General features: G+C 70.4%; 13 protein-coding genes. 3 read left to right on the top strand and 10 right to left on the bottom strand.

Annotation, left to right across the window (positions count from 1 at the left end):
• Positions 1 to 4: 4 nt before the first annotated feature.
• The gene (locus ACZ6CL_RS20880) at positions 5 to 802 is read left to right on the top strand and encodes a MerR family transcriptional regulator (RefSeq protein ID WP_468937606.1); all 798 of its coding nucleotides are present in this window, start codon (positions 5 to 7) and stop codon (positions 800 to 802) included.
• 45 nt (positions 803 to 847) lie between these two features.
• On the opposite strand, the gene ACZ6CL_RS20875 is transcribed toward ACZ6CL_RS20880, so the two are convergent.
• The 10 genes from ACZ6CL_RS20875 to ACZ6CL_RS20830 all read right to left on the bottom strand — a co-directional run bounded on the left by ACZ6CL_RS20875 (position 848) and on the right by ACZ6CL_RS20830 (position 13,282).
• On the bottom strand, positions 848 to 1,957 hold the full coding sequence (locus tag ACZ6CL_RS20875; RefSeq protein WP_468937605.1) for a hypothetical protein: 1,110 nt from the start codon (positions 1,955 to 1,957) through the stop codon (positions 848 to 850).
• Positions 1,958 to 1,959: 2 nt separating this feature from the next.
• Positions 1,960 to 3,009, bottom strand: a complete 1,050-nt coding sequence (locus ACZ6CL_RS20870; protein WP_468937604.1) for a hypothetical protein — start codon at positions 3,007 to 3,009, stop codon at positions 1,960 to 1,962.
• 116 nt (positions 3,010 to 3,125) lie between these two features.
• Entirely contained in the window at positions 3,126 to 3,848 is a 723-nt protein-coding gene (locus ACZ6CL_RS20865) for an aspartate/glutamate racemase family protein (protein ID WP_468937603.1), read from the bottom strand.
• A gap of 23 nt (positions 3,849 to 3,871) precedes the next feature.
• A complete protein-coding gene (locus tag ACZ6CL_RS20860) occupies positions 3,872 to 5,353 on the bottom strand; it encodes an NCS1 family nucleobase:cation symporter-1 (protein WP_468937602.1) in 1,482 nt (493 codons plus the stop codon).
• A 224-nt stretch (positions 5,354 to 5,577) separates the two neighbouring features.
• On the bottom strand, positions 5,578 to 8,652 hold the full coding sequence (locus ACZ6CL_RS20855) for a non-ribosomal peptide synthetase (RefSeq protein WP_468937601.1): 3,075 nt from the start codon (positions 8,650 to 8,652) through the stop codon (positions 5,578 to 5,580).
• A 236-nt stretch (positions 8,653 to 8,888) separates the two neighbouring features.
• Positions 8,889 to 10,325 (bottom strand): cytochrome P450, encoded by a 1,437-nt coding sequence (locus tag ACZ6CL_RS20850; protein WP_468937600.1) that lies wholly within the window; start codon positions 10,323 to 10,325, stop codon positions 8,889 to 8,891.
• A complete protein-coding gene (locus ACZ6CL_RS20845; RefSeq protein WP_468937599.1) occupies positions 10,322 to 10,942 on the bottom strand; it encodes a GTP-binding protein in 621 nt (206 codons plus the stop codon). Before ACZ6CL_RS20845 ends, ACZ6CL_RS20850 begins: the two co-directional genes overlap by 4 nt.
• Positions 10,923 to 11,276 carry a DUF742 domain-containing protein gene (locus ACZ6CL_RS20840; protein ID WP_468937598.1) on the bottom strand — a complete coding sequence of 118 codons (354 nt, stop codon included), beginning with the start codon at positions 11,274 to 11,276 and terminating at the stop codon, positions 10,923 to 10,925. Before ACZ6CL_RS20840 ends, ACZ6CL_RS20845 begins: the two co-directional genes overlap by 20 nt.
• Entirely contained in the window at positions 11,273 to 11,677 is a 405-nt protein-coding gene (locus tag ACZ6CL_RS20835) for a roadblock/LC7 domain-containing protein (RefSeq protein ID WP_468937597.1), read from the bottom strand. The genes ACZ6CL_RS20840 and ACZ6CL_RS20835 overlap by 4 nt, the downstream gene beginning before the upstream one ends.
• Before the next feature lie 3 nt (positions 11,678 to 11,680).
• Positions 11,681 to 13,282: a sensor histidine kinase gene (locus tag ACZ6CL_RS20830; protein WP_468937596.1), complete on the bottom strand. Its 1,602-nt coding sequence runs from the start codon at positions 13,280 to 13,282 to the stop codon at positions 11,681 to 11,683.
• 495 nt (positions 13,283 to 13,777) lie between these two features.
• Here ACZ6CL_RS20830 and ACZ6CL_RS20825 point away from each other — a divergent pair, with 495 nt between their 5' ends.
• Complete coding sequence (locus ACZ6CL_RS20825; protein ID WP_468937595.1) at positions 13,778 to 15,343, top strand: purine-cytosine permease family protein; 1,566 nt, start codon at positions 13,778 to 13,780, stop codon at positions 15,341 to 15,343.
• Between the two features lie 463 nt (positions 15,344 to 15,806).
• A complete protein-coding gene (locus ACZ6CL_RS20820) occupies positions 15,807 to 17,285 on the top strand; it encodes a sugar transferase (RefSeq protein WP_468937594.1) in 1,479 nt (492 codons plus the stop codon).
• The last annotated feature ends 9 nt before the right edge of the window (positions 17,286 to 17,294 follow it).

Here is a 17,294-nt window from a genome sequence, read left to right as displayed (position 1 = left end):
ACCCATGCTCACCATCAGCCAGCTTGCGGCGCACGCCGGAGTGACGGTGCGGGCGGTACGCCACTACCACCGGATCGGGCTGCTGCCGGAGCCCGAGCGCGACCGATCCGGTTACCGGGTCTACGACACTGCCGCGGTCGTGCGGCTGATCAGGATCCGCACCCTTGCGGATGCCGGTGTGCCGCTGGCCAGGGTGCAGGAACTCCTCGAGGCCGGACCGGAGGAGTTCACCGATGGCGTCCAGGAGATCGACAAGGATCTGCGCGCCGAGATCCGGCGGTTGCGGGGCATCCGCGGACGGCTCGCCCGGCTCGCCGCCGGAGACCACCTGGCGCTCCCGCAGAGCGTCGTGGACTACCTCGACCGGCTGCGCGGTCTCGGCGTCGGGGAGCGGTACCTCGGGATGGAGCGGGATGCCTGGATCATGGTCGCCGCCCAGGTGCCGCACCTGATCGACGCCGTGATCGCCCAGAAGCACGAGCAGCTGGACGACCCCGACATGGTGAGGCTCTACAGCTTGCTCACCGGGCCGCTCGACTGGCCGGCCGACGATCCGCGGATCGTCGAGATCGCCGACATCCTGGAGCGCCTGAGGATCCGCGCCGTGGAGGCGGGCGAGGTGGGCGAGGTGGGCGCCGACGGCTTCGACGACCAGTTCGTCGACCTGATGGACTCCGCCATGGCCGAGTCCTCACCGGGCGCCGAGCGGGTGCTGGCGATCCTGGAGGAGCGCGGCTGGAGGGGCTGGACCCGCATCGAGCGAGTGCCCGCCGACAGGCTCAACCCTGAGCTGCCGCCGTGAGGAACCGGTCAGAGGGACACTTCGGACGGAGCCCCGTTCGTCATCTCAGCCGAACCGCAGGACGCGCGGGGCGAAGGTGGCCTCGGGACCGCCGGCGCGGCCGACCGACCACACCGTCGCCGTGCCCGGCACCGGCGCCAGCCGCAGCACCGAGGAGTCGCCCTCCCCGGCCACCGCCGGTTCGCTGTACTCGGTGAACGACTGCCCGTTCCGCTTAAGGAAATCCGGCCCGGGGACAAGCGGCGGAGAGCTGCCCGGCGGGCCCCACTTCTGCGAGTTGGCCACCGAGACCCAGCCCAGCTCGCCGGACGTGGTGGGCGCGAGTGAGGTGATCCCGCCGAAGTCGGTGGGCATGGCTACCCGGCTCCACTCCTGCCCGTCCCAGCGGACCAGCAGGGGCGGGATCGGCTTGCCCGCCGGGCCGCCGATGAACCCGGACGTGCCGCCCGCCCACACCTCCGTCGGCGAGACCGCCAGCACACTGCCCACGGCCGCCCTCGGGAACCCGTGCACGACCGTCTGCTGCCACGCCTGCCCGTTCCAGTGCGAGACGGCCGCACCCGCTTCGGTGGCGCCCGCCGCCCAGACGTCGTCGGCCGCCAGGATGTGCAGGCCGTACACGAGTCCCGGTGGCACCGGCACGTCCCGCCAGCCGCTCCCGTCCCAGCGCAGCAATGCCTGCGTGCCGTCCCGCGAACCGATCAGCCAGGTCTCACCGCCGCCCGCGACGACTTTGGTCAGCGCGACACCGCTCGGCGGCCGGCTCTCGGCCCAGGCGCTGCCGTCGGAGCGGAGCAGGTGGGCGCCGCCCGCCGCGTCGCGGCCGACCGCCCAGATGGCGGTCGGTGAGGTCGCGGCGACGGACAGCAGCTCGCCCTGCCAGCCGATTCCGGGCAGACCCTGGCGCTGCCACTCGGTTCCGTCCCAGCGCAGTACCAGCGGGAAGCCCGGCGCCACGCGACCGACGGCGTCGGCACCCACCGCCCACGCCCGGTCCGGCCCGAACGCCACGGCCTCGTTCAGCCCGGCCTGGGGGCGTACCTGTGCCGGGACCGGAACGTGCTGCCAGGACAGGGTGCCCGCCGCCGCCGAACTCATGAGGGTCACGAGGGTCATGGCGACGGCGAGAGCCGCGACGAGAAGTCGGCGTGCCATGGTCAGCCTCCCAGCCGCTCGCTCATCAGGTTCGGTTTCGAGCCGTAGATCTCGGCGGTCCCGAAGGACAGCAGTGAGAACCCGGCCTTCGTCAGGGCACGCGGTGTGACGTCGATGGCGTTCGTCCGCTCCGGACCGTAGGAGAAGGTGGTACGGAAGCCGTCCACCCGCGCGTACTTCGACTGGAACGCGCGGTCACCGCGCACCGGCAGCCACAGCGCGCCGTCCGGGCCGCGCACCATGGCTTCGGTGGAGGTGTCGCCCAGCGGTGGGTAGGTGGTGCGCCACACGTGCCCGTTCCAGGTCATCAGGTAGGTGCGGGCCACGCCGCCGGTGTACTGGCTGCCGCCGATCGTGACCCGGCCGGACGCTTCGGGCAGGATCGTGTGTACGTTGCTGTTCGGCGGCAACGGAACCTTCGCGTCCCGCCACGCTGTGCCGTCCCGGCGCAGGACGGTGGTCCCGGTGCTGGTGTCCGCCCAGGCCCAGACGTCGGTGGCGGTACGCGCGGTGATCCCCATCAGGAACAGCACACCGTCCGGGGTGGGCTGTGTGGTCCAGCGCGAACCGTCGTAGTGCAACACCTTCAGCCCGGTGTCGTCCTCACCGACGACCCACGCGGCACCCGGTACCGCGGTGAAGCCCTGGTAGGTCCACAGGGTCTGCGGCAGCGGGACGGCGCTCCACCCTCCCGCCGTCCGGCGCAGGATCTCCCCCGCCCCCGCGCGGTTGTGGAAGATCCACACCTCCGTGCCGACAAACCGCACCGTGCCGAGCCAGCCCGGCTCACCGGCGCCGGGGAAGGTCGTGTCCCGGTTCCACGCCGTGCCGTCCCACCGGTACAACATCGGCCGCAGTCCATCGGCGGCGTGCTCGTACCCGGTCGCCCACGCCTCGTCCGTCCCGCGGGCGGCGAGATCGGACACGGTCACCGGCGTGGCCGCCGTCGGCACCGGCAGCGCCGACCAGCTCGGCGTCACAGCCCGGGCAGGCGACACCAACGTGGCACACGCGATCACAAGGCAGACAACGACCGCACGGAGACCGTTCATGAGCCCCCCAGAGCGCGAAGGTCGCACAGCCTATGGGCGCTCACGCCCCCATGAACAGACCGCATCCGGCCGATCACGGTGGGGCGTCAACCGCGCGGCGTCATCACCGCCGTCTGTCACGCGGGCGGGGGCCAATTGACGATCTTCTTGGGCCGAGGTGGTGCGTAGGTGCGCACCTTGGAGGTGGACAGGCCGAGGCGGACGAGGGACTCGGCGATCGTCACAGCCGCCGTCACCCCGTCGACGACGGGGACCCCGGTCCGGTCGACGACGCGTTCGGTGAGGCCGGACATGCCGCCGCAGCCCAGGCAGATCACCTCCGCCCGGTCTTCCTCCACCGCACGGGCGGCCTGCTCGGCGATGGCGTTGACGGCCGCGGTCTCGTCCCGTTCCAGATCCAGTACGGCGAGCCCGCTGGCGCGTACGGAGGCGCACCGGGCGCTCAGACCAGCGGAGTGGAGGCGCTCCTCGATCAGCGGGACCGTGCGGTCGAGGCTCGTGACGACGGAGTAGCTGCGGCCCAGGAACTGGGCGGTGCTCGCGGCCGCCTCGGTGATGTCGACCACCGGAACGTCGAGCAGTTCCTGCAGCCCTTCCCGGCCGTGTTCGCCGTATCCGGCCTGGATCACGGCGTCGAACGGCTCCGGGTAGGCGCGGACGGTTTCCATCACGGCGACGGCGGCGAGGTAGCTCTCGTAATTGCCCTCGACCGACTCCGCCCCGAAGGCGGGCGTCAGCGGAATGATCTCGGTTCCAGGCGATGCCACACTGGCCGCCTGCTCGCCGATCGAGTCGGTGATGGACGGCGTGGTGTTGACGTTCACAACGAGGATGCGCATCGTTCGGCCTTCCGCTGAGTCGTTCATTCGGCGGCGACGGCGATGGCCTCGCCGTCCACGTCCCGGTACCGCACCGTGCGGTCCGCGATGGCCGCGTACAGCGCCGCGGCGATGACGGCGCCGATGAACCAGGAGAATCCGGCCACGGCGTGGAACACGGGTGCCAGGGCCATGGTGACGGCGATCGCGGCGCTGGGGGCGAAGGCCCAGACGGCCCGGGGGTTGTAGCCGCGGCGGTAGTGGTACTCGCCCTGTGCGTCGTCGGAGTAGAGGTCGGGCACGTTCACTCGGGACTTCCGCAGCAGCCAGTAGTCCGCCATGATCACGCCGAACAGTGGTCCGAGCAGGGCGCCGAGTCCGCCGAGGAAGTAGTTCACCACGACCGGGCTGTTGTAGAGGTTCCACGGCAGGATCACCAGACCGATGGCCGCGCTCACCAGGCCCGCCCGGCGGAAGTTCAGCCGACGGGGGAAGAGGTCGATCAGCGCGTAGATCGGCGCCACGAAGTTGGCCAGCAGGTTCACCGCGATCGTCAGGGTGATGAGGGCGAGTGAGGCCGCGGCCAGCAGCAACTCGTTCGGGATCGTCTGGACGATGTCCGTGGGACTGGTGATGACATGCCCGTCGAGCTTGAACTGCGCCCCGCTGAGAACCACGACGATGACAGCGAAGAAGAGCATGTTCACCGGGATACCGATCACGTTTCCGCGGACGATGGAGCTACGGCTCTTCGCGGACCGGGTGAAGTCGCAGAAGTTGAGCACGAACGTTCCGTAGATCACCACCCAGAGCGCGGCGCCCTGCAGGATCTGCAGCCACATCTCGGCGCCGATGAGCGGCTCGTCGATGGACAGCGAGATCGAACCGTCCGCGCGCACGAACATCCAGATGGCGAGGGCACACATGGTGATCAGGGTCGTGGGCGCCGCGAAGGCCATGTACCGCCGGATCATCTGCATCCCGTAGCTCACGATGAGGACCTGGAGGGTCCACAAGGCCAGGAAGGTGATCCAGTCGAGCGTCGACTGGCCGAGCAGGGAGTTCGTGTCCATGGTGCGAAGGCCGGGAAACATCGCGATGAGAAGGGCGCTCAGGACCGAGGAGGCGAGGTAGGTCTGAATGCCGAACCAGGCGATGGCGACGGCGCCGCGGACGATGGCCGGTATCTTCGCTCCCTTGATACCGAACGCCATACGGCCCATGACGGGAAAGGGGACGCCCGTCTTGTGCCCCATGAAGCCGGACAGTGTCAGCAGGAGAAAGAGCAGGACGGAGGCGAGCGCGAAGGCCGCCAGAATGCCCCACACATTGAGCCCGAGCGCGAAGAGGCCGATGGCGAACGCGTAGTTTCCCAGGCTGTGCACGTCGTTGGCCCAGAGCGTGAAGACGTTGTAGGCGCCCCAGCGGCGCCCTTCCTTCTTCGTCGGGGCGAGATCGTACGTGTACAGACCGGAGCTGACAGCGCCCTCGGCTCCCACGCACGATCGGCCATCTACAGCAGTCATACGGCGCTCCAGAGGGGAAAGTAGGTGGCGTACGCCTGGAGGTTTCCATAAGACGGAAGGGATCTTCCGTGCAGCGAAACGTAGTTTTCGCCACCTGCCCCGTCAAGGGTTCCGCACCAGGAACTTCATGGCACGCGTCGCGGCTCGCCGCAGCTGCTGACTTTCTGACCGGAGAGACCGTGGTGCTCGATGGCGGACGGACCGCGAAGCTGCCCGCGCCGTCCTCATCGCCGCCGCCGACGGAGGAGGCCGCCGCGCCGGAGGGAGGAGAGGTAGCCGTCGAGCAGTGTGTCGTCGACGGGCGGGCACGAGTCCCGCCAAGCCGGCCAGACCTGGTCGGTGCGGGTGCGCGCGACTTCGGGGAAGACGGTGTCGAAGTACAGCTCCTTGACGCTGTGGCCGGCCTCGTTCGCCGGTGTGACGAAGAGGGGCACGAACGGCGCGATGGGGGCCTCGGGATTGCGGCGCACATGACAGACGAGAGCGGCGGTCCACTCCTCGTAGCTGACGTCCTCGATGGCGTATCCGGCGGCGCGCATGCGGTCGACCATGTCGCTGAGGCGCGCCGGCCGGGGGTTGGTCAGGTGGACCACTCCCCCGAGATGCGGGAGCCGGGTGGCGATGCCGACGATCGCGTCGGTGACGGTGTCGACGGGCACGAGGTCGAGGGGCAGCGGGACCGCGGGGGCCGACCCCATGCGTGTGATGGCGTCGAAGACCGCGCAGATGGCGCTGGAGGTGTTCCAGGCGCCGGTGCGGCTGTGGCCGGTGATTTCGTAGGGCCGGTGGATGGTGACCGGCAGGCCCGCCTCCGCCGCGTGGCCGAGCATGCGCTCGGCCACCCACTTGGTTTCGGGGTATCCCATGCTGATCAGCTCGGGATGGCTGAGCGGGGTGCTCTCGTCGACATACCGGACACCCCCGGCGCCGCTTCCGGAGAGCACCGCGGTGGTCGAGACGTAGTGGACGGGGATCCGTCGCCCTGCTGCCAGGTCGAGGAGGGAACGGACGGCGTCCACGTTCGCCTCCCTCAACTGCTGGTAGGGATAGAGGAAGTTGACCTGGGCGGCGTTGTGCACGATCAGGTCGGCCTCGTCCGCCAGGCCGTCGAGGACACCGGGGGCCATCCCCAGCCCGGGGCGGCCGATTTCGGCCGGCAGCGGACGGACCCGCCCGGGTTCGCCGAGGCGGAGACCGAACCGCCGCATCGTGGCGTGGATCCGCCGCATCGCCTGTGGGCCGTCGGCGGCGCGCACCGGGCAGTGGAGGGTCGCGTCGGTATCCCGGAGCAGCCGTTCGAGCAGGAACGCACCGACGAATCCGGTGGCTCCGGTGAGCAGAATGTGACGGGCCCGGGTGGGCTGCGGGGCAGCGGCCGGGCCGGTGCCGACGTTCAGCTCGATGCGGGCCTCGGCTTCGTAGTCGGGTTGTGTCCGGTCGTCCGGCCCGGACGGCAGGGCGCCGGCCGCCGCGCGGTACGCGGCCAGGTCCGGCGCCGTCAGCAGGCGCCGCAGCAGCGGCGCGAAGTGCTCGGCGGCCAAACCCAGGGCGGCGATGGTGCGGGTGACGGCCTGGGCCGCGAGGAGGGAGTTGCCGCCCTCGGCGAAGAAGTCAGTGCTGTCGGACACCGGTGTGCCGAGCACCTCCGCCCAGACCTCCGCGACGGCCTCGCCCGGCAGGTCGGCGGGCGCCTGCTCCGCGCGGTGCGCGGACGGGGCGGCGGCCAGGGCGCGCAGCACCGCGTAGTCGGTCTTGCCGTTCCCGGTGAGCGGCATACGTTCCAGCGGGTGGATGGGGGCGGGTATCGCGTGCGCGGGCAGCCGGCTCGCCAGGTGGGCGCGGAGTTCCGCGGGTCCCACCGGCCGGGTGGCGTCCGCGGACGTGACGAACGCGCTGAGCCCCTTGCCGATGCCGTCGTTCCCCCGGACGAGCACCGCGGCGTCGGCCACGCCGGGGTGCGTACGCAACAGGGCCTCCACGGCGCCGAGTTCGACGCGGAAGCCACGGACCTTGACCTGCCGGTCCACCCGGCCACGGAACTCCAGCAGCCCGTCGCCGCCCCTGCGGGCCAGGTCACCGCTGCGGTAGACACGTTCGCTCTCGCCGGTGCTGGTACGCAGCGTGACGAAGGCACGGGCGGTCTCCTCGGGCCGGTTGAGGTAGCCCAGGGCCAGCCCCGCCCCGCCGATGCAGATCTCGCCCTCCTCGCCGGGGCCCGCCGGGCTGCCGTCGGCCCGCAGAAGATGGCATCTGCTGGCGGCCACCTGCCATCCGATCGGGACCGAGGAGGCATCGGGCGCCACGTGGCCGATGTCGTAGGCGCTCACCATGATGCCGCCTTCGGTGGGGCCGTACCCGTTGATCAGATGCCGCGGCCGTCCCGTCGCGCAGACCGCCGCCACCAGCCCCGGGTCCATGGCCTCGCCGCCGACCAGCACCATGTCCAGGGCGCCGAAGATCCCGGCCCTGGTCCGCACCGAGTGGTGGAACAGGCTGGTGGTCATGAAGGCATGTGTGATGCGCTCGGCGTGGAGCAGCGAGCCCAGCGCCTCCGTGTCCAGGAGTACGTCCCTGCTCGCCACGACGAGGCAGCCGCCGCCCAGCAGGGTGGCCCACATCTCGAAGAGGGAGCCGTCGAAGGAGAGGCCGAAGGTCTGCAGGACGCGCTTTCCGGAGCCGGGGCACCAGGGAGCGCCGTCCTCCGCCAACCGGGTCACGGCGCGGTGCGGGAAGGCCACCGGCTTGGGGCGTCCGGTGGTGCCGGAGGTGAAGAGTACGTACGCGCAGTTCTCCGCCGAACGTTCCGTGAGGGTCGGGACCTGCGGGTCGCGATCCACGGTGGGCCGCGTCCGCGCCAGTGCGTCGAAGTCTTCCCAGTCCACCGGCTCGGCGCCGGCCGCCGCCACCGGCTCGTGGCCGGGAAGTGCGATGGCCAGTCGTGCACCGGCATCGGTGAGCATCTCCGCGGCACGGGCCGACGGGTACTGCGCGTCCACCGGAACGCACACCGCTCCAGCACGCAGGATGCCGACGATGGCGACCGTCGCCTCCCAGGAGCGCGTGCCGAGGACCGCGACGGCGTCCCCGGGGCGTATGGCGCGGCTCAGAAGAGCGTGGGATATCGACCGTGACCAGTCGTCAAGCTCCTGATACGAGTATGTTCTGCCGCCGTCCTGTACCGCCGGAGCGTCGGGTCCGCGCACCGTCTGCCAGGCCAGCAGACCGGGAAGCGAGGCACTCCGCGGGGTGACGGAACCGGGGCTCTTTCCGCTCTCACCGGTGTGCTTGCTCGTATGCATGATTGCTCCACAAAAACCGTCCTGAGGCATGTGGATGCGTCAGGGCACGAGGGGGCGGGCTGCCGGTAGGGGCCGGCCGTCAGAGGAAGACGGCAGACGCCGGGCATAACCCGTCGCTCGAACCGGCGCCGCGTGCCCTGAATCGGTGGGAGGCGTGCTCCGGGTGCTGTTGGCCCGTCAAGGAACTCGACCTCCCTCCCGTATCGCGCGTGACGGGCGATGGCCCGACCCGCACCTCAGCCCTTCAGCCGCCGCTTCACACCGCGCCACCAGGCCAGCCAGGACCGGTCGGCGGGAGCCGAGGGGGCGGTCGGGAAGGCGGGTTTGGTCTCGGGCTGCGCCGTGGGGAGTTCGGTACGCAGCGCTGTCGGCCGTGTCAGACCTGGCGCCCGCGGCGCCTGGTGGCTGGGAGTGAACTCGACCGGCAGCTTCGTGAGATGGCGGTACATCAGCGAGGAGGTCCACTGCAGTTCGTCCTTCGGGACGGACAGCCGCAGATCGGGCAGGCGGGCGAGGAGGGTGTCGATGGCCGTGTCGGCGATCGCCCGGCCCATGTGCTGGCCGGGGCATTCGTGCGGACCGCCGCTGAAGGCGAGATGGGAGCGGTTTCCGTGCACGGAGGCATGCAGATCGGGGCGGATCGCCGGGTCGACGTTCGCCGCGCCGAGACCGAGCAGGAGCATGTCCCCTGCCGCGATGCGCTGTTCGGCCAGCACGGTGTCGCTGGTGGCCCACCGCCCCAGGAGGGTCATCATCGGTGGCTCGTCCCACATCACCTGCTCCATCGCGTCCGGCAGCGTCATGTGCCCGCCCGCCAGGTTCGCGCGGAAGCGGTCGTCGGTGAGCAGCATCCGCAGGGCGTTCGCGATCAGGTTGACGGTGGTCTCGTTGGCGGCGGTGAGGATGAGCCGCAGATGTTCGCGGATCTCGTCGTCGCTGAGGCCGGAGGGGTGCTCGATCAGCTTGGAGGGGAAGTCGTGACCGGGGCTGGTGCGCTTGCGCTCGACCAGTTGCTGCAGGGTCCGGGTGATGTAGCCGTTGCTCGCCGCCGCGGTGTCCGTACCGGTGAGCGCGTCCTGGACGGCGGCGACCAGGGCCGGTCCGTACGCGTCCGGCATGCCGAAGAGCTGTGTCATGATCCGCAGCGGAAGCTGGGCGGCGAACTGGCTCACCAGGTCGGCCCGTCCGCTGCGCTCGAACCCGTCGACGAGCTGATGGGTGAAGCGCGTGACATGGCGCCGGATACCGCGCGCCTCGAAGCGGCCCAGGCTGTCGGTGACCGCGCCGCGCAGCCGCTGGTGCTCCTCGCCGTCGACGAAGACGCACAGCGGCTGCCAGGCCGTGATGGGCGCCAGCGGATGGTCGGCGCTCACCCGCCCCTCGGCCATGTCCCGCCAATACCGTGAGTCGCGGGAGAAGACCGTGGGGGTGCGCAGGACTTCGAGGTTCTCGCGATGGCCGAGGACCAGCCAGGCAGGCAGGTCGCCGTGGACGAGTACGGGGGCGACGGGACCGTGCGCGGCCCGCAGCTTCTCGTACACACCCATCGGGTCGGCCTGGGCATCGTGGCCGTACAGGCGGTGCGGTGCGTCCGGAGTCATGCCGTGGGCCGGGCAGCCGGGCGGCGGAGTCGCCGGGCGGTCGGTCGTGTGCTCGGGGGTGTTGGCGGTCACGTGGACTCCGAGGTCGTCGCAGAGGTTCGCAGATAGCGCATCAGGGAAATCAGCACGTCCCGGCTCGACGGTCGCTCGCGCGCGTCGCACACCACGATCGGCACGCTCTCCGGAAGGTCGAGCGCGCCGCGCACCTCCTCTGTGCGATAGGAGGTCGCGTCGGGGAAGGAATTGACGGCGATCACGAAGGGCACCTCGGTCTCTTCCAGCCGCCCGATCACATCGAAGCTGACCTCCAGACGCCGGGTGTCGACGAGCACAATGGCTCCGAGCGCCCCCTCGAACAGGCCGTTCCACAGGAACCAGAAGCGCTGCTGGCCTGGTGTGCCGAAGAGATACAGCACCAGCTCGTCGTTGAGCGTGATCCGGCCGAAGTCCATCGCCACGGTGGTCGCGCTCTTGCGCTCCACTCCGGCGATGTCGTCGACCCCGGCGCCGGCCTGCGTCATCGTCTCCTCGGTGGTCAGCGGCCTGATCTCGCTCACCGAGCGGACGAAGGTGGTCTTTCCGACGCCGAACCCGCCCACGATAACGATCTTGACTGCGGAGGAGGCCGAAGACGGCAGCCGGTCCTCGCTCCGGGGCTCCGTGACCGTGTCAGAGCTTCTGGAGACCATCGATAACCGCCTCTATCAGTGCGATGTCGGGACGTGACGAGGCGGGCGTGCGGGCCTCTACCCGTCCGTCGGCCAGCAGATCGGCGAGGAGCACGCTGATCACACTGGCGGGCAGGGTCAGATGAGCGGAGATTTCCGCGACGGACACCGGAGACCGGCACACCCGCAGGATGGCGGCCAGCTCCGGCTGGAGACCGGCCTTCGGCTCCTCCCGGGACACGATCAGGGTGACCAGGTCCAGGTCGGCCTGCTCCGTTGATTCCGCCCGGCCCCCCGTGATGACGTAGAGCCGCTCCGGACCGCCGTCGTCCCAGCCCCGGTCGGATGTGCTCACCGCATCTGCCCCTCACTCCGCGGCGGGCTGGTGAGATGCGCGCCGATCCGGGCGACGAGGTCACGCATGCACTGACCGACCAGTCCGGCGTCCACCCCCTCGTCGGCGAGCACCGCCAGATGAGCACCGGCGCCCGCGGCCATCAGATACATGAAGCCGCCGCTGACCTCGATGACGACCATCCGCATCCGCCCGTCGCTGTGCGGGAATTCGGCGGCGACGGCCACCGACAGGCTCTGCAGGCCCGAACCGACCGCGGCGAGGCGGTCCGCGGTGTCCATGTCCGTGTCGTACCGGGCCATGCACAGGCCGTCTGACGACAGGACCACGATGTGGCGAGTCTGGGGGACGCTCTCGGCGAGATCCCTGAGCATCCAGTCCATGTCCGCGCGCTGCTGCATCGGTTACTCACCCTTGTCTGACGTGTCGCTGTGGGCCCGGGAAGGCGCTGCCCTGGGCTTGTCGGCTGAGAGACCGCTCTGGAACTCGGCCATCCAGACGCCCGGCGCGGGTTCCTCGTGCGCCGTCTCCGCCGGTCCCGGCAGGGGCGTGGTCCGCGTCGCGGGGCCGGTCGCCGGACGGCGGCGGCGCCGCTGGGGCAGCCCGCTGGCCGTCCGTTCGGCCTCGGCCGGTGTCTCCTCCCCGGTACGGTCGTCCGCGCGTACCGGGGCTGGCCGGTCCGTGTCCATGGCCTCGTGCGTGTCCGCTGGCGCACCGGCGTTCCGGTAGGCGTCCGGGGAGGCGGAACGCGGTGTGAGGACGTCGGTTGCCGCCCGGGAGGGCGCGCCCTGCGCGGCGGCCGGCCGGTCCGCCGACCGGGGCCCGGACGAGGCCCCGATACCGTGCGCCCGCCCCGTCGCGGGTGCGGTGGTGAGCAGCGTCTTCGGCACGGTCAGCACCGCGCGCACGCCTCCGTAGGCGGACGGCGGGAGCGCGACCTTGAAGTCGTAGGCCTGTGCGAGGCGGCCGACCACGGCGAGTCCCAACCTCGGCGACTCCCCCAGGTCGTTCAGGTCGATACCGGCCCGTGCCTCCTTGAGCATCCCCTCGGCCCGCGCCCGCGCCTCCTCGCTGAGTCCGACGCCGCCGTCCTCGACCTCGATGGCGATGCCCATGTGCACCTCCACCGCCGTCAGATGGACGCGGGTCTTGGGCGGCGAGTACCGGATGGCGTTGTCCAGCAGTTCCGCCAGCGCGTGGATGAGCGGCTCGACGGCGGTACCGACAACGGCGACCTCGGCGACGGTGTGCAGTTCCACCCGCTGGTAGTCGAGGATCCGGGACATGGCGCCACGCAGCACGCTGTAGAGGGGCACCGCCTTGCTCCACTGGCGGCCCGGCCGTGCCCCGCCGAGTACGGCGATGCTGTCGGCCAGCCGGCCGATCAGGGCGGTGCCGTGGTCGAGCCGGAGCAGGTCGGCGAAGAACGCCGGTTCCTGGCCGTGCCGGTCCTCCATCCCCCGCAGGTCCGTCGCCTGTTGGTGCACGATGGCCTGGACCCGGCGCGCGATGTTCACCACACCGCGCTGCGCCGAGTCACGCATGCTCTCCTCCGCCCGCACGGCCTCGACGACGGACCGCAGCAGTGCCTGGTGCGCCGCCTGGGACTGCGGGCTGAGTCCCTCGTCCTGATCGGAGACGGACAGCAGGACGTCCTCGGCGAACTCGCCTTCCTGGATCCGGGCGACAGCCGCCGGCAGATGCTGCTCGGCCAGCCGGATCGTCGCGGCCTCCTGCCGCCGCACGTCCTGGAGCAGGGCCGCTTCCCGCGCGGCGTACTCGGACTGCAGTGCGGCGACGCCCCGGCCGCGGCGGGCCGCCTCAGCCGAGACGAGGGCGACTACCACCGTGGCGACGACTCCGCACCAGATGGCCGGTGCCCTGCCTCCCGCCGGCGCGATCGTCGCGATGACTGCCGTGGCCACGGCCATCAGGGCAGCGGGGGCCGACCACGCCGCGGCAAGGCCGGCCGAGGGGCCTCCGGGTGACGACGCAGTACGAACCATCAGCATCCTCAATCATCGAGAAAATCCAGAATCAACGGGATACGCGGCACAGGCAACAACCGCGCGAACTCAATCTGCACACACCGGGGTTATTGCTTCACCAAGTTCACACAATGAGTTCGCGCCCCTATGCCTTCAACTATTAACACTATAACCAGACGTGATTTCCCGTCACGCATAGCCGCTGACCTGGGCAGATGGCGCTACGGCATTACACGGTAAGCCATCCGTAGCGGGTCTCCTGCACTGTGTGACGAATAGCGGTCCGATGGGCCAAGTGTCCGCTTAGCGAGCGAAGCATTCGCCATCAATTGTCCGAACCGGCGAACACGCAGTGACCGAATGAATGCGAGGAGCCGTCGACGGCACCACCCATGCCCCGGCCCCCTTCCCCGCGTCACCGACGGTTGCCGCTGGTCAGGGGCGGAACGCAGACTGTGACCCCGTCCCTGACCACCAGACGATTCGCCACAGCCGTACCGGAGGGTGAAGACCGTGACCACGTCGATCACCGAGATCGAGACCCATGGCGTCGAACGCATACCGGACGAGGACCGGTCAGCCCGCCCCATCGACCTCTTCCGACTGGCTTTCGGCGGCGCCAACACCTTCGCGACGTGCGTACTCGGCTCCTTCCCCATCCTGTTGGGGCTGTCCTTCCCGCAAGGCCTCGCGGCGACCGTCCTCGGCCTGGTCGCCGGGGCGCTGCTGCTCGCCCCCATGGCGCTGTTCGGCCCGGCGAACGGTACGAACAACGCGGTCTCCTCCTCGGCACACCTGGGGGTGCACGGCCGGATCGTCGGCTCGTTCCTCTCGCTGCTCACCGCGATCGCGTTCTTCTCGATCTCGGTGTGGTCCTCGGGTGACGCGCTCATCGGCGGGGCCCACCGGCTCGTCGGCGTACCGGAGTCGGAGGTGTCGTACGGCGCCGCCTACGCGGTGTTCGCGGTCCTCGTCCTCATCGTCTGCGTCTACGGCTTCCGCTTCATGCTGCTGGTCAACAAGGTCGCCGTGACGGCCGCGTCGGCGCTCTTCGTGCTGGGCGCCATCGCCTTCGGCGGCGATTTCGACCCCGGCTACGCGGGCACCTTCGCCTCGACCGCCGACCCGCTGTTCTGGCCGTCGTTCATCGGCGCCGCGCTGATCGTGCTGTCCAACCCGGTCTCCTTCGGCGCCTTCCTCGGTGACTGGTCCCGCTACATCCCGGCCGCGACACCGCGCCGCCGGGTGATGGGCGCCGCGTTCCTCGCCCAGCTCGCCACCCTGCTGCCGTTCGTCTTCGGCCTGGCCACCGCCTCGGTCATCGCCACGAAGGCCGCCACGTACGCCGACCCGGCCGCCCCCAACTACGTCGGCGGGCTGCTGGCGATCTCGCCCGGCTGGTACTTCCTGCCGGTGTGCCTGATCGCGCTGATCGGCGGCCTGTCCACCGGCACCACGGCGCTCTACGGCACCGGCCTCGACTTCTCCAGCGTCTTTCCGCGCTTCAGCCGGGTCCGGGCGACCTTCCTCATCGGGGCGCTGTCGATCGTGTTCGTCTTCCTCGGCCGGTTCGCCCTGAACCTCACCCAGTCCATCTCCACCTTCGCGACGCTGATCGTCACCTGCACCGCGCCCTGGATGATCGTGATGGTGCTCGGCTACCTCACCCGCCGTGGCTGGTACGACGCGGAGGCCCTGCAGGTCTTCAACCGCCGTCAGCGCGGCGGCCGTTACTGGTTCACCCACGGCTGGAACTGGCGCGGGATGTCCGCCTGGCTGGTGTCCGCCGTCGTGGCGCTGCTCTTCGTGAACCTGCCGGGTCAGTTCGTCGGCCCGCTGGGCGACCTCGCGAACGGGGCTGACATCTCCCTGCCGGTCGGCCTCGCCCTCGCGGCCGTGAGCTACCTCGGCCTGCTGACCGCGTTTCCCGAACCGCGCGCGGTGTACGGGCCGGACGGCCCCCGCCTCGTACGGGCCTCCGCCGCCGACACACCGCCCATCACCGACTCCCCGGGCAGCCCCGACGGCCGCTCCGCCACCGCGACCGCTACCACTCCCGGGCAGATGCCGGAATCCTGACCCCCGTGGCCTCGCCCGGTCCGGCCCCGGGCCGGGCTGACCGTCACCGCACCGCTCTCAGTGGGTCCATCTTCAAAGCTTGAGCACAAATTGCACACAACTCTTCTTCAGACCGGCCCCCATGTTCTAGATTGACCGTGCTTCACATGTTGGACACGAGCGACAAATAATGATCTATAAGTCCGGCGCTACGACGCCGGACGTAGGGGGGACGGGTTTTCGCGCGCCTTGAGGGGCTGGCAGGACATACGAGTCCGCTCCCGTCCGGGTGGGTGTCCACGTAGCGCTGCAATAACGGGAATGTCATTCGCCGGGGGGCGGGGGCGTCCCGGCGGAGGGAACAGCGCGGCGCGGGAGGCGGGGGCCTCCCGGGGGGAGAAACGCGTGCGGGGGGCGGGGGCCTCCCGGGGGGAGGAACCGTGTGGAGCAAACACGTCGAGCCCACTGACGGACTGGGGGGTCTGTGCAGCAGGGGGAATCAGCCAGCCCGTTTCTATCGGCGCGCAGGCGTGCGGTGAACGGGGCCATCAGCCAGCCCGCGACCGACTGGGAGCAGCGGTACCGCCGTACCGTGATCACCAGCGATACCGTGGCCACCGCCTTCGTGGTGGCGGCGATCGGCAACTTTTTCGGGGCCCGGGACGCGGCCAACTGGCACGAGAAGTGGGGAATTCTCGCGTTCGGCACCGAGCTGCTGGTGCTGGGAGCGCTTGCGGTGAGCCGCTCATGGGCTCCGGCCGTGCTCGGCCAGGGCGCCGAGGAGTTCCGTCGGCTCGGACGCTCACTGTTCGCGGCGACCGTCGTCCTGGCGCTCGGCGGGATCGCCCTGACCTCGCGCAACATCAAGCTCTGGATCTTCGTCGCGATCCCCGCGATCGCGCTCGTCACCATGACCGCGCGGTATCTGCTGCGCCTCGGGCTGCACAAACAGCGGAAAGAAGGACGGTGCCTGCGACCGGTGCTCGCTGCCGGGAGCCCGGCCACCGTGCGCGACCTGATCAACCGGACCCGCAAGTTCCCGCACCTCGGCTGGCGGGTGGAGGCGGTGTGCACGACGGACGGCCGCGGGCTCGACGGTGACCGACTGGACGGAGTGCGGGTCGTCGGCCGATTGGCGGACGTCGCCAAGCACGTCCGCCACGACGGCTACCGTGTCGTCGCGGTCACACCGGATCCGCACTGGTCACCGGACCGGCTGCAGCGGCTGGCCTGGAACCTCGAAGGCAGCGATGCCGAGATGGTCGTGGCCCCCGTGCTGATGGAGGTGGCCGGCCCGCGGCTGCACGTCGACGCGGTGCTCGGGATCCCGCTGCTGCGGGTCAGCATGCCGGCCTTCACCGGGGGCCGCCGGGCGGTCAAAGGGGTCGTCGACCGGGTGGGCGCGGCGGTCCTGCTCGTGCTGTTCGCGCCGCTGATGGTGCTCGTCGGGCTGCTCGTGCTGGTGGACAGCCGGGGCGGGGCGTTCTACCGTCAGCGCAGAGTGGGCAAGGACGGCCGCGAGTTCACCATTCTCAAGTTCCGCACCATGGTCGCCGGGGCCCACGGGGCCCGTGCGGAGCTGGCCGACCGCGACGAGGGCGCGGGCCTGCTGTTCAAGCTCCGCCGGGATCCGCGGGTGACCCGGGTGGGAGCAGTGCTGCGCCGGTACTCGCTCGACGAGCTGCCGCAGCTCTTCAACGTGCTCACCGGATCGATGTCGCTCGTCGGACCGCGGCCTCCGTTACCGGAGGAGTCCGCCGCGTACGGCCCGGACATCCGGCGGCGGTTACTGGTCAAACCCGGGCTCACCGGCCTGTGGCAGATCAGCGGACGCAGCGACCTGCCGTGGGAAGAGGCGGTCCGCCTCGACCTGCGGTACGTGGAGGACTGGTCGCTCGCCCTGGACACAGTGATCTTGTGGAAGACGCTGCGGGCGGTGCTCCACGGGCAGGGGGCCTACTGATGCGCGGAG

Source organism: Streptomyces sp. NPDC041200, assembly GCF_055591805.1.
Note: the sequence above shows the minus strand (reverse complement) of the source record. Positions and strands in the feature narration are given on the sequence as shown.